This is a genomic window from Jannaschia sp. Os4 (assembly GCF_016820245.1).
Lineage (GTDB): Bacteria > Pseudomonadota > Alphaproteobacteria > Rhodobacterales > Rhodobacteraceae > Jannaschia.
The window spans coordinates 141205-153831 of the sequence record NZ_JAFCAR010000005.1 but is presented as its reverse complement, the minus strand read 5'-3'; the positions used below and the strand labels follow the sequence as shown (position 1 = coordinate 153831).

Sequence of the window (12627 nt, the reverse complement as noted above, 5' to 3'; positions counted from 1 at the left end):
TTCACCTATGCCGCGACGCAGCGAAAGGAACCCCCATGACCCAAGCCCCCCAGACCGCCGCCAACGGCTTTCCGATGCACGATCTCGACAGCGCGCCGGACGCCTCCAAGCCGCTCCTCGAGAAGTCCCAGAAGGCCTTCGGGCGCCTGCCCGGCCTGCACCGCGTGATGTCGGAGAGCCCCCAGCACCTTGAGGCCTACCAGACCCTCCACCGCCTCTTCACCGAGACCGCGTTCGACGCCGACGAGATGACCGTCGTCTGGCAGACCATCAACGTCGAGCACGAGTGCCACTACTGCGTCCCCGCCCATACCGGCATCGCCAAGGCGATGAAGGTGGATGACGCCATCGTCCAAGCGCTCCGCGACGAGACGCCCCTCCCCTCCGCCAAGCTGGAGGCGCTGCGGACGTTCACCCTGCAGATGCTGCGCCAGCGCGGCGACGTGACGGGGGCGCAGATGCAGGCGTTCCTCGACGCGGGCTACGGCCACCGCGCGGTGCTCGACGTGGTGCTGGGCCTCGCGCAGAAGGTCATGTCCAACTACATGAACCACGTCGCCGAGACCCCGCTCGACGCCCCGGTCCAGCCGCTCGCGTGGACGCGCAAGGGCCCGCCCATCGCCGCCTGATCCGGGCCGAACGTGCGCCGCATTCGACCGCCACACGGGGGGGCCGGGCCGTAAGGTCCGGCCCTTACTCCGGAGGTCCCCCATGCGCCGCGCGTCCATCCTCGCCCTCTGCGCCCTCCTCGCGGCGTCCCCCGCCCCGGCGGGTGGCCTGCGCGCCGCGACGGAGGCGGAGGCCGGCGCGGGCGTCCACGCCGTCGGCCGGATCGAGCTGGGGTCGTCGGGCTACTGCTCCGGCGCGCTGGTCTCGCCCACGCTGGTCCTGACGGCGGCCCATTGCGTCCACCGGCCCGGAACCGCGGAGGCCTACGCCCCCGACGACCTGCGCTTCCGCGCGGGCTACCGCCACGGCCAAGCGGTGCGCGACCGGCGGATCCGCCGCGTCGTGATCCATCCGGACTACCGCCCCGACGCGCCCAACTCGGCGGACAAGGTGGCCGCGGACCTCGCGCTCCTCGAACTGGCGCAGGGGATCGAGCCGCACGTGATCCGGCCCTTCGCGGCGGCGGGACGCCTCGGGACGGGGGACCGGGTGCGGATCGTGTCCTACGCGCAGGACCGCGACGAGTACCCGTCCTACGAGGACGGCTGCCGCGTGCTCGCCCGCGACGCGCGCATCCTCGCGCTCGACTGCGACGTGACCTTCGGGGCCTCGGGCGCCCCGGTCTTCGCCGAGGGGCCGGACGGGCTGCGGATCGCCTCGGTGATCTCGTCGGGTGCGCGGACCGACGGGACGGTGACGGCCTTCGCCGCGACGGTGGAGCACGGGCTCGCCCGGCTGATGCAGGAGTTCGGTCGCCCGTCCCGCCTCTCGGCGACCGCGAAGACCCTGCGGCCCGGCACGGGGGACCGGGGCACGATGCGGTTCATCCGGCCCTGAAGGGCCCCGTCCCGACCCAGACGCGCAGGCCGCCCGTCGCGTCGAACCCGGCGGCGCGGGCCGCGTCGAGCGCGGCGCCCCGCTCGTAGCCGACCACCGGCAGGCTTGGCCGGACCCCGCCGACCGCGTCCGCCGCGCGGGCGAAGGCGCCCGGCGCCGCGCCGAACGCATTGGACAGGCCCACGCAATCCGCCGACGGCGTCGCCAAGGCGCCCTCGACGCAGATCCCGTCCACCCAGCGCCCGAGGAACACGGCGCGCGGATCGGCGAGCAGCGCGTCCGGGAACTGGCGGATGGGCTGCGGCGCGTCCGCGGCCCAGCCCGCCTCCCACGCGGCCAAGGCGGAGGGATCCGTCGCGCGGGTCCAGCGGGTGGGCGCGCTGCGGGGCGTGCGCCAGATCCACGTCGCCTCGAACAGGACGGCCATGCCCGGGGGCTCGAGGTCGCGGAACGAGTCCTTGACCGCCCCGCGCCCGCCGGCGCGCGCCATCGCCGCCGCGACCGCCTCGGCCGCGCCGGGCGCCCCGGGGCGGAGCGTGGTCACGTCGGAGAAGAGGGGCGGCGGGCGCGCCCCCGCCTCGAACAGCGCGTCGCCGCGCCGGAACGGCACGCCGTGGGCCGCGAAGACCGGGGTGTAGAGGTCGGCGTTGTTGCGGGCCGCCATCGCGGCGCGGGGGTCGGTCATCCCCCCCCTCTAGCAGGAAGGGCGCCCCGCGGGGCGCCCTCCGGTCATGTTCGGGCGGGCCGGGATCAGCCGACGATCTCGAGGCCCGAGAAGAAGAACGCGATCTCCTCGGCGGCGGTGTCCGGGCCGTCCGAGCCGTGGACCGAGTTCTCGCCGATCGACAGCGCGTATTCCTTGCGGATCGTGCCCTCGGCGGCCTCGGCGGGGTTGGTCGCGCCCATCACCTCGCGGTTCTTGGCGATGGCGTCCTCGCCCTCCAGCACCTGCACGACGATCGGCTCGGAGGCCATGAAGGTCGTCAGCTCGTCGAAGAAGGGGCGCTCGGAGTGGACGGCGTAGAACTGGCCCGCCTGCTCCTTGGAGAGCTTGATGCGCTTGGAGGCCACGACGCGCAGGCCCGCCTCCTCGAACTTGGCGACGATGGCGCCGGTCAGGTTCCGCTTGGTGGCGTCGGGCTTGATGATCGAGAAGGTGCGTTCGAGGGCCATGATGCGCTCTCCGTCAGGTGTGGATTCCGGCGCGCGCCTATCAGGGCGCGCAGGGGATGGGAACCGCGCGCGGCGCCCCGGACGCGCCTTGACCCCGGCGGCGGGCGGGGTCATCGCCCCACCCATGCTCCGCCTCGACGACGTCACCCTCTCGGTCGCCGGGCGCCCGCTCCTGCAGGGCGCCTCCGCCGCCATCCCCGCCGGGCACAAGGTCGGCATCGTCGGTCCCAACGGGGCGGGCAAGACGACCCTGTTCCGCGCCATCCGGGGCGAGCTGCCGCTCGACGGCGGCGACGTCCACCTGCCCGCCCGCGCCCGCGTCGGCGGCGTGGCGCAGGAGGCGAAGGCGTCGCAGGTCAACCTCGTGGACACGGTGGTGGCCCACGACTCCGAGCGGGCCGCGCTTCTGGCCGAGGAGACGGAGGACGCCGCGCGGATCGCGGAGATCCAGACGCGGCTCGCGGACATCGACGCGTGGTCGGCGGAGGCGCGGGCGGCGACGATCCTCGCGGGGCTGGGCTTCGACGAGGCGGCCCAAGGACGCCCGGTGTCGGACTTCTCGGGCGGGTGGCGGATGCGGGTGGCACTGGCGGGCGTGCTCTTCGCGCAGCCGGACGTGCTGCTCCTGGACGAGCCGACGAACTACCTCGATCTGGAGGGGGCGCTGTGGCTGGAGGGCTACCTCGCGAAGTATCCCCACACGGTGCTCGTCATCTCCCACGACCGGGGGCTGCTGAACCGCGCGGTGGGGCACATCCTGCATCTGGAGGACCGCAAGCTGACGCTCTACGCGGGCGGCTACGACACGTTCGCGCGGACGCGGGCCGAGCGGCGGGCGGTGCAGGCGGCGGCGGCGGCCAAGCAGGCGCGGGAGCGGGCGCACCTGCAGAGCTTCGTTGACCGGTTCAAGGCGAAGGCGTCGAAGGCCAAGCAGGCGCAGAGCCGGGTGAAGATGCTGGAGCGGATGGAGATCGTGCGCGCCCCCGAGGAGGAGGCGGTGACGCGGTTCGGCTTCCCCGAGCCCGAGCAGTTGAGCCCGCCGATCCTGCGGCTGGAGGGGGCGTCGGTGGGCTACGGGGAGCGGGTGGTGCTGCGCTCGCTTGACCTGCGGATCGACCAGGACGACCGCATTGCGCTCTTGGGGCGGAACGGCGAGGGAAAGTCCACTCTTTCCAAGCTCTTGGCGGACGACTTGGAGGTCCGCGAGGGCGGGCGGGTCGCGTCGAGCAAGCTGCGGATCGGCTACTTCGCGCAGCATCAGGTGGACGCGCTGCATCTGGAAGAGACGCCGCTGGACCACATCGCGCGGCTGCGCCCCGAGGAGGCGCCGGCGCGGCTGAGGGCGCGGCTGGCGTCGTTCGGGCTGGGCGCGAACCAAGCGGAGACGGCGGTCGAGAAGCTGTCGGGGGGGCAGAAGGCGCGGCTGTCGCTGCTCTTGGCGACGCTGGACGCGCCGCACCTGCTGATCCTCGACGAGCCGACCAACCACCTCGACATCCCGTCGCGGGAGGCGCTGGTGGAGGCGCTGGCCGCCTATGACGGGGCGGTGGTGATCGTGAGCCACGACATGCACCTGCTGTCGCTGGTGGCGGACCGCCTGTGGCTGGTGAAGGACGGGCGGGTCGCACCCTATGGCGGCGACCTCGAGGACTACCGGGGCGAGCTGCTGGGCCTCGCGCCGAAGGCGGCCAAGCCGGAGAAGCCGAAGGCCAAACCGGCGAAGAAGGCCAATGCCGCGCCGCAGCAACCGTTGACCGTCAAGGAGTTGCGCGCTGAAGTTCAGAAATGCGAGGCGCGCATCGCCAAGATCGAGGGGATGCGGGCGCAGGTGGCGGAGAAGCTGGCGAACCCGGACCTCTACGACGACACGAACGCCCGCGACCTGAAGGTCTGGAACGAGAAGTATCGCGAGATCGAGGCCGGGCTCGCCCGGGCCGAGGCGCTCTGGGAGAAGGCCGCGGAGGCGCTGGAGCGGGCGGAGGCGGCGGCGTGAGCGACGCGATCACCGCGTTCACGGCCCTCTTCGTGGTCATCGACCCGATCGGCCTGACGCCGATCTTCGTGGCCCTCACGGCCGGGATGACGCCGCGCCGCCGCTGGGGCGTGGCGCTGCGCGCCGTGGCGCTGGCGGCGACGCTGCTGATCGTCTTCGCCTTGGCGGGCGAGGCGCTGCTGGGCTTCCTCGGGATCAGCATGGACGCGTTCCGCATTGCGGGCGGCCTGCTGCTGTTCCTGACGGCGCTGGAGATGCTGTTCGAGCGCCGCTCGGCGCGCCGGGGCGAGAAGGCCGACGCGCCGCCCGCCGACCCCAGCGTGTTCCCCCTCGCCCTGCCGCTGATCGCGGGGCCGGGCGCCATCGCGACGATGATCCTGCTGTCGGACGGCGGGGACCTCGCGGCGACGGGCATGGCGGTGGGCGTGATGCTGGCGGTGCTGGCCATCTGCCTCGCGCTCTTCGCGCTGGCCGGGCCGATGGAGCGGGCGCTCGGGCCGGTGGGCGTGGACGTGGCGACGCGGCTGCTGGGGATGCTGCTGGCCGCGCTGTCGGTGCAGTTCGTGATCGACGGCGTGCTGGGCGCGTTCGGCTGGCGTTAACCTTCCGTTCAGGATCGGGACGCGGGACTTGAGCGGGACCCCGCTCGGGAACATATCCCCCTGCATGGACCTTTCCGGCGACGACACCGCGACCCTTCTCTACATGGGGCTGCTCGGCTTCGTGCTCGTGCTGGCCTTCGCGGCGGCGTGGCGGGGCAGCGCGGCCAAGCTGGTCTACAACCTCGCCATCTGGGTCGCCGCCTTCGGCGGGCTGGTGGTCGCCTACAACTGGTATCAGGAGCAGGCCGTCCCCCGGCAGGCCGTGATCGCCGAGGGCGACGGCGGCTCGATCGAGGTTCCGGTGCGCCGCGACGGCCACTACCACCTGACCTTGGAGATCGACGGGGTGCCGGTCGAGTTCGTGGTCGACACGGGCGCGTCCAACCTCGTGCTGACGATGCAGGACGCGGAGCGGATCGGGATCGACCCGACCGAGCTGCGCTTCTTCGGGCGGGCGATGACCGCGAACGGCGAGGTGCGGACGGCGGACGTGCGGCTCGACGAGGTGCGGCTGGGCGGGCTGGTGGACCGCAACGTCCCGGCGGTGGTGAACGGCGGCGAGATGCCGGGCTCCCTCATGGGGATGAGCTATCTCGGCAGCTTCGGGCGGATCGAGATCGCGGACGGCGTCCTGCGCCTGACCCGCTAGGTCCGGTCCGGGGCGCAGGGATCCGCGTCGCCGCGGACGCAGTCCACCGGCGCGGGCACGTGCGGCTCGGCGATGGGGAGGTCGGGCAGGATCGGATGCACCGGGATCAGCGCGTGGGCGGGCGTCGCGGCGAGCGCGGCGATGATCATGAGGCGTCCCATGAAGGACAAACGTTGCGCGGCCCGCCCCGTTCCGTCGGGCGGACGGAACCCGCCTAGACGTTCGTCTCCCGCTTCATCTCCCAGCGTCCCGATTCCTGCGACCAGTAGCGGGCCGGAAGCCCCGCGCCGGTGAGGGCGGACCAGAGGGCGCGGGCGTCGGACACGGCCCGCTCGTCGCCGCCGTCGAAGAGGATCGCAACGCGGTCGCGGGCGGCGACGTCGTCCCCGGACACGGCGGCCCCGTCGATCACGAAGAGGCAGTGCGGCTCGTTCGCCACGGCCTGCGGCCCCAGCAGGATCGGCTGCCGCGCGTCGTGGTCCCCGCCCTCCAGCCCGTGGGGCAGGAAGGATTCCTTGGGGCCGAGCCACAGCTTCTCGTCCAGCCACTTGAGCCGCTCCGCGTCGCCGCCGCGGATGCCCAGCCGCCAGCCCCGCCCCCGGGCGCGGGGGATCAGCTCCAGCAGCGCCTCCTCGGGGCGCTGCCGGGTCAGGTGGTAGAAGGCGGCCTCCGGCACGGGGTCAGGACTCGTAGCCGTCCCGCACCATGCGGTCGAGCGCGCGCACGCCCCAGCCGGTGGCGCCGGCGGGCGACAGGTCCGTGCCGCCCTTGACGCTGGCCGTGCCCGCGATGTCGAGATGGATCCACGGCGTGCCGTCCTTGACGAAGCGCTGCAGGAACTGCGCCGCCGTGATGGAGCCCGCCGGGCGCCCGCCCACGTTCTTCATGTCGGCCACGCGGGACTTGAGCTGGTCGTCGTAGGCCTTTCCCAGCGGCATCCGCCACGCGCCCTCGTCCTCGCTCGCGGCGGCCTTGAGGAAGGCGTCGCAGAAGCGGTCGTCGTTGGAGAAGACGCCCGCGTTCTCGTGGCCCAGCCCGATGATGATGGCGCCCGTCAGGGTGGCGAGGTCGACCATGCCCACGGGCGCGAACCGCTCCTGCGCGTACCACATGACGTCGCACAGCACGAGGCGGCCCTCCGCGTCGGTGTTGATGACCTCGACCGTGTCGCCCTTCATGGAGACGACGACGTCGCCGGGGCGCTGGGCGCGCCCGTCGGGCATGTTCTCGACGAGGCCCACGAGGGCCACGACGTTCGCGCGCGCCTTGCGGCGGGCGATCGCCTCCATCGCGCCGGCGACGGTGCCCGCGCCGCCCATGTCCATGGTCATGTCCTCCATGCCGCCGGCGGGCTTCAGCGAGATGCCGCCGGTGTCGAAGACGACGCCCTTGCCGATCAGCGCGAGCGGCTTCTCGTCAGCCCTGCCCTTCCACTGCATCACGACGACCTTGGACGGGCTCTCGGAGCCCTGCCCCACGGCCAGCAGCGTGCGCATCCCGAGCCGCTCCAGCTCGTCCTCCTCCAGCACCTCGACCTCGACGCCGAGGTCGCGCATCGCCGCCAGCCGCTCGGCGAAGGAGGTGGTGGTCAGGACGTTGGAGGGCGCGTTGACGAGGTCGCGGGCGAGGAACACGCCCGCCGCCTGGGCCACGTGGGGGTCCAGCTCGGCGCGCAGGGCCTCGGCGTCGCGGGCCATGACGGTGATCGGGGCGGCCGGTTCGGCGTCGCCGGTCTTGTGGTCGCGGAAGTCGTAGGAGCGCAGGAGCGCGCCCTGCGCCACCGCGGCGGCCGCCTTGTGGCCCTCCGCGAGGAGGGTCAGCGGCCGCGACCCGCGCAGCTTGGCCAGCTTGGCGCCCGCCTTGCGCGCGGCGGCGGCGGCGGTCCGCTTCTCGAGCCGGACCACGGCGAGGGTCGTCGCCTCCAGCCCGGCGGGATAGCCGATCTCCAGCACGCCGCCCTCGGACAGCTTGCCCCATGCCTCGGACTCGACCGCCCGCTTGAGCCCGCCGCGCGTCAGCTTGTTCACGCGCCGCGCCGCGCCGCCCAAGGTGCCCGCCTCGGGCACGATCACCGCCACCACGCCCGCAGCGGCGGCGAGGGCGTCGGCATCGGTGTCGCGGATGTCGAGGGGGGCGAGGTCGGTCATGGGGGCGCTCCGGCGGGTCAGGGTCACGGGAGGAGTAGGGCGCGGACGCGCCGATGGCCACACCGTCGCGCGCGCGGGTCGCGTCACGGGTTTCCGCCCGCCCCCGCCCCCGCTAAGGACGGGGGACGGGATGGGGGTCGCGTCAGAGTGGATCTGCACCACACACGGCAATCGGGGCGCGCGCGGTGACGGTGTTCGACCGCTACCTCACGGGGCGGCTGCTGGTGCAGTTCGGCTTCTTCGCGCTCGTGCTGGTGGCGGTCTACTGGGTGAACCGCGCGATCCGGCTGTTTGACCGGCTGCTGTCGGACGGGTCGAGCGTGACCATCTTCCTCGAGTTCACGATGCTGGCCCTGCCCGGCGTGATCCTGTCGGTGCTGCCGGTCGCGGCGCTGGTGGCCGCGCTCTACGGGCTGAACCGGCTGGCGGCGGATTCCGAGCTGATCGTGGCGCAGACGGCGGGCCTCGGGCCATGGCGGCTGGCCAAGCCGGTGGGCGTGTTCGGGATCGCGGTCGCGGCGATGGTCGCGGTGCTGGCCCACGGCCTCGTGCCCGCCTCGCGCACCGCCTTGGCCGACCGCGGACGCGAGGTGCGCGAGGACGTGACGGCGCGGCTGCTGCAGGAGGGCAAGTTCCTGCACCTCGGGCCGGGGATCACGGTCTACGTGCGCGAGGTGTCGCCCGAGGGGGAGATGCTGGGCCTCTACCTGCAGGACCGGCGCGAGGCGGGCTCGCACACCGCCTACACCGCCGAGCGCGCCTTCCTCGTGCGCGGGGCGGAGTCGCCCCGGCTCGTGATGCTGCGCGGCATGGCGCAGACGCTGGCCCTCGCGGACCGGACGCTGCTGACGGTGCGGTTCGACGACTTCGCCTTCGACATGGCCGGCCTCGCGGGGGGCACGAACGCGCGGGCGCCCGACGCGCGCGAGCTGTCGACGCCCGCGCTGCTGCGCGCCGCGCCCGAGACCCGCGCCCTGACCCGCTCCAGCGCGGCGGAACTGCTCCAGGAGGGGCACAGCCGCTTGGCGGCCTCGCTGCTCGCGGCGGCGCTGCCGCTGATGGCGCTGGGGGCGATGCTGACGGGGGCCTACTCGCGGCTCGGCCTGTGGCGGCAGATCCTCGGGGCGGTGGCCTTGGCGGTGGTGGCGCAGCTCCTGTCGAACGCGGCCGAGTCCGCCGCGCGCGACGACGCCGGCCTGTGGTGGACGCTCTACCTGCCGGGGGCCGCGATGCTGGCGGCGGGGACGGTGCTGCTGTGGCTGGCCTCCGGCGGGCGGCGGGCGGCGCGCGGGCTCCGGGCGGCGGAGGCCGCGGCATGACCCTGCGCCTCTACATCGCGCGGCGCTTCCTGCTGCTGATCGCGCTCATCACGCTCGTGTTCACCGGGCTGCTGCTGCCCATCGACCTCGCCGAGCAGCTGCGCGGGCTGGAGGGCGGGCTGCGCGACGGGCTGCACCTCGCCGCCCTCAACCTGCCCGCCGCCCTCTACCAGATCCTGCCGCTGATCGTGATGCTGGCGACGCTGGCGCTGTTCCTCGGGCTCGCGCGCTCGTCCGAGCTGGTGGTGGTGCGCGGCGCGGGGCGCTCGGCGCTCTGGGCGCTGTGGTCGCCGGTGACGGCGGCGCTGCTGCTCGGGGTGGTGGCGCTGCTGGCGGTGAACCCGATCGTCGCCGCCACCCAGAAGGCGTTCGAGCGCGTCGAGGCGCGCCTGTCCGGCATCACCTCGACCCTGTCGATCTCGGACGAGGACGTCTGGCTCCGCCAAGGCGACGCGGAGGGGCAGACCGTGATCCGCGCCTCGCGCGCCTCGCTCGACGGCACCGTGCTCTTCGCGGCGACGTTCCTGCGCTTCGACGCCGAGGGCACCCCCACCGAGCGGACCGACGCCGCGCGCGCCGAGCTGCAGGTCGGCGCGTGGCACCTGACCGACGCCAAGACGTGGCCGCTGGACGAGGCGGAGAACCCCGAGCTGGACGCCGTCCTGTCGGAGGAGGCGACGCTGCCCTCGACACTGACGCGGGCGCAGATCCGGGACAGCTTCGGCACCCCCTCGGCCATCCCGATCTACGAGCTGCCCGCGTTCATCGCGCGGCTCGACGCGGCGGGGTTCTCGGCGCGGACCCACCGGGTCTGGCTGCAGATGGAGCTGGCGAACCCCATCCTGCTGGCGGCGATGGTGATGATCGGCGCGGCCTTCACCATGCGCCACCAGCGCGGGGGCCGGACGGGCGCCATGGTGCTGGCCGCGCTGCTCGCGGGGTTCGGGATCTTCTTCCTGCGCAACTTCGCGCAGGTGCTGGGCGAGAACGGGCAGCTTCCCATCGCCATCGCCGCATGGGCCCCGCCCGCCGCCGCGATCCTGGCGGCGCTGGGCCTTATCCTGCATCTGGAGGACGGATGACCCGGCTGCTCCGCCTCCTCGCCCTGCTCTGCGCGCTGGGCGCCGCGCCCGCCGCCGCGCAGGCGCCCGCCTCGCTGGTGGCGGACGCGATCGGCTTCGACGCGACCTCGCTCACGGCGAGCGGCAACGTGGAGGTCTTCGCCGACGGCCGCGTCCTGCGCGCCCGCCGCCTGACCTACCTGCGCGACGAGGACCGCCTCGTGGTGGAGGGGCCGATCGAGGTCGTGGACCCCGGCGGCGACGCGGTGCTGGTGGCGGAGTTCGCGACCCTGTCGCGGGACCTGCGGACCTCCGTGCTGCAGGGCGCGCGGCTCGTGCTGGACCGGCAGCTCCAGCTCGCCGCAAACGAGATCGCGCGCGACGGCACCGGGGTCACGCAGCTCTACCAGGTGGTCGCCTCGACCTGCGAGGTCTGCCCCGACGCGCCGGTCCCGATCTGGCAGATCCGCGCCCGCCGGGTCGTCCATGTCGAGGAGACCGGCCAGATCTACTTCGAGCGCGCCCGCTTCGAGGTGTTCGGCGTGCCGGTCGCGTGGTTCCCGGTGCTGCGCCTGCCCGCGCCGACGAACGGGCGGACCAGCGGCTTCCTCGCGCCGACGGTCACCTCGGACGACCTGCTCGGGACCGGGATCGCGGTGCCCTACTTCATCACGCTCGGCCCGTCCCGCGACGTGACGCTCGCGCCCTTCGTGACGACCAACGAGGCCCGCTCGCTGGGCTTCCGCTACCGGCAGGCCTTCGACGCGGGCGCCATCGAGGTGAACGGGGCGCTCGGCTCGGACGAGATCCGGCCGGGCGAGGCGCGCGGCTACCTCTTCGCGGAGGGCACGTTCGGCCTGCCGCGCGACTACCGGCTCGACTTCGACCTCGAGCTGGTGACCGACGACACCTACCTGCTGAACTACGGCATCACCGAGAAGGACCGCCTCGACAGCCGCATCGCCGTCAGCCGCGTCGAGCGCGACGAGCGGGTGCTGGCCGAGGCCATCGTGTTCGACTCGCTGCGGACCGGCGAGGACAACCGCTTCCTGCCCTCGCGCGAGGTCAACGTGGTGAAGGAGCGGCGCTTCGACTTCCCCGGCATCGGCGGCATCGGGGCGTGGTCGCTGCAGGGGCAGGTCCGGGAGCGCCCCGCCTCGGTCGCGACCGCGCGCGACGCGGGGCTGACGGGGGCCGAGGGGGCGCGCGACGTGAGCCGGTTCTCCGCCTCGTTCGACTGGCGGCGGTCGTGGGTCACGGGCGGCGGGCTGGTGTTCACGACGCAGGCGGCGGCGCATTTCGACACCTACCGCATCTCGGACGACCCGGCCTTCGGGGACGACGTGCTGACGCGGGGCGTCCCCTACGGCGCGGTCGAGCTGCGCTACCCGATGACGCGGACGGGCGCGGACGGGGCGGTCCACACGCTGGAGCCGGTGGCGCAGCTGATCCTCGCCCCCGACGAGCGCCGGAACCCCCCCGACGAGGACAGCCTCACGCCGGAGTTCGACGAGGGGAACCTGTTCTCCCTGTCCCGCTTCCCCGGCCGCGACCGCCGCGAGCTCGGGAGCCGGGTGAACCTCGGGGTGAGCTACCGGCGCGAGGTGGTCGACGGCTGGTCCCTCGGCGGGACGGTGGGGCGCGTGGTGCGCGACGGCGATCCGGGGCAGTTCCGTCCGGGCACGGGGCTCGACGGGCAGGGGAGCGACTGGCTGCTGTCGATGGACGCACGGCGGGGCGGGTTCGGGCTGATGGCGCGGGCGCTGTTCGACGACCAGCTCGACTTCAACCGGGCCGAGACGATCCTGCGCTGGACCGGCCCGCGGGGGCGCATCGACACCCGCCACACGTGGCTGGAGAGCGACGCGACGGCGGGGCGCCCGCGCGACACCTCGGAATGGGCGCTCGACGCGTCCTACGGGCTGGGGGGCGACTGGACGGGCCGCGCGAACTGGCGGTATGACTTCGTGACCAACGACCCCACCGAGGCGGGGCTTGGCGTGACCTACGCGACGGACTGCGTGTCGGTCGACTTCGACGTCGAGCGGCGGTTCACCTCGAACCCGGCGCTGGAGCCGAGCACGAGCTACGGGCTGTCGGTCAAGCTGGCCGGCCTCGGCGGACAGGAGCGGCGGACGCGCAAGCGCCGCTGCGGGCTATGAGGCGCCGCGCGAGCC

General features: G+C 73.7%; 13 protein-coding genes. 8 read left to right on the top strand and 5 right to left on the bottom strand.

The annotated features are described in order from the left end of the window. Positions 1–35 precede the first annotated feature (35 nt). Both JQC91_RS14425 and JQC91_RS14420 read left to right on the top strand, forming a co-directional pair. Entirely contained in the window at positions 36–629 is a 594-nt protein-coding gene (locus JQC91_RS14425; protein WP_203287860.1) for a carboxymuconolactone decarboxylase family protein, read from the top strand. 82 nt (positions 630–711) lie between these two features. Then, positions 712–1506 carry a trypsin-like serine protease gene (locus JQC91_RS14420; protein ID WP_203287858.1) on the top strand — a complete coding sequence of 265 codons (795 nt, stop codon included), beginning with the start codon at positions 712–714 and terminating at the stop codon, positions 1504–1506. Here the strand turns inward: JQC91_RS14420 and JQC91_RS14415 are convergent. Together JQC91_RS14415 and ndk are read right to left on the bottom strand one after the other, a co-directional pair. Then, positions 1493–2191, bottom strand: a complete 699-nt coding sequence (locus JQC91_RS14415; RefSeq protein WP_203287856.1) for a hypothetical protein — start codon at positions 2189–2191, stop codon at positions 1493–1495. The two genes, JQC91_RS14420 and JQC91_RS14415, sit on opposite strands and share 14 nt — an antisense overlap. A 65-nt stretch (positions 2192–2256) precedes the next feature. Continuing rightward, positions 2257–2679, bottom strand: coding sequence for a nucleoside-diphosphate kinase (ndk, locus tag JQC91_RS14410; protein WP_203287854.1), 423 nt, complete (start codon positions 2677–2679; stop codon positions 2257–2259). Positions 2680–2803: 124 nt separating this feature from the next. Between ndk and JQC91_RS14405 the strand changes: the two genes are divergently transcribed. The 3 genes from JQC91_RS14405 to JQC91_RS14395 all read left to right on the top strand — a co-directional run bounded on the left by JQC91_RS14405 (position 2804) and on the right by JQC91_RS14395 (position 5923). Then, a complete protein-coding gene (locus JQC91_RS14405; protein ID WP_203287852.1) occupies positions 2804–4672 on the top strand; it encodes an ABC-F family ATP-binding cassette domain-containing protein in 1869 nt (622 codons plus the stop codon). Further along, on the top strand, positions 4669–5274 hold the full coding sequence (locus JQC91_RS14400) for a MarC family protein (RefSeq protein WP_203287850.1): 606 nt from the start codon (positions 4669–4671) through the stop codon (positions 5272–5274). The genes JQC91_RS14405 and JQC91_RS14400 overlap by 4 nt, the downstream gene beginning before the upstream one ends. 64 nt (positions 5275–5338) lie before the next feature. Next, on the top strand, positions 5339–5923 hold the full coding sequence (locus tag JQC91_RS14395) for a TIGR02281 family clan AA aspartic protease (RefSeq protein WP_203287848.1): 585 nt from the start codon (positions 5339–5341) through the stop codon (positions 5921–5923). Here JQC91_RS14395 and JQC91_RS14390 read toward each other — a convergent pair. From JQC91_RS14390 to JQC91_RS14380, 3 genes are read right to left on the bottom strand one after another with little or no spacing between them, the layout of a single operon-like run. Beyond that, positions 5920–6084, bottom strand: coding sequence for a hypothetical protein (locus tag JQC91_RS14390; RefSeq protein ID WP_203287847.1), 165 nt, complete (start codon positions 6082–6084; stop codon positions 5920–5922). The genes JQC91_RS14395 and JQC91_RS14390 overlap by 4 nt on opposite strands. Before the next feature lie 53 nt (positions 6085–6137). Further along, positions 6138–6599: a DNA polymerase III subunit chi gene (locus JQC91_RS14385; RefSeq protein ID WP_203287846.1), complete on the bottom strand. Its 462-nt coding sequence runs from the start codon at positions 6597–6599 to the stop codon at positions 6138–6140. Positions 6600–6603: 4 nt separating this feature from the next. After that, positions 6604–8070, bottom strand: a complete 1467-nt coding sequence (locus JQC91_RS14380) for a leucyl aminopeptidase (protein WP_203287845.1) — start codon at positions 8068–8070, stop codon at positions 6604–6606. Positions 8071–8255: 185 nt separating this feature from the next. Here JQC91_RS14380 and lptF point away from each other — a divergent pair, with 185 nt between their 5' ends. The 3 genes from lptF to lptD are packed head-to-tail and all read left to right on the top strand — an operon-like array spanning position 8256 to position 12612. Beyond that, the gene (gene lptF / locus JQC91_RS14375) at positions 8256–9389 is read left to right on the top strand and encodes an LPS export ABC transporter permease LptF (RefSeq protein ID WP_203287844.1); all 1134 of its coding nucleotides are present in this window, start codon (positions 8256–8258) and stop codon (positions 9387–9389) included. Further along, entirely contained in the window at positions 9386–10471 is a 1086-nt protein-coding gene (gene lptG / locus JQC91_RS14370) for an LPS export ABC transporter permease LptG (RefSeq protein WP_203287843.1), read from the top strand. The genes lptF and lptG overlap by 4 nt, the downstream gene beginning before the upstream one ends. Further along, positions 10468–12612, top strand: coding sequence for an LPS assembly protein LptD (lptD, locus tag JQC91_RS14365; protein ID WP_203287842.1), 2145 nt, complete (start codon positions 10468–10470; stop codon positions 12610–12612). The genes lptG and lptD overlap by 4 nt, the downstream gene beginning before the upstream one ends. Positions 12613–12627: the final 15 nt, after the last annotated feature.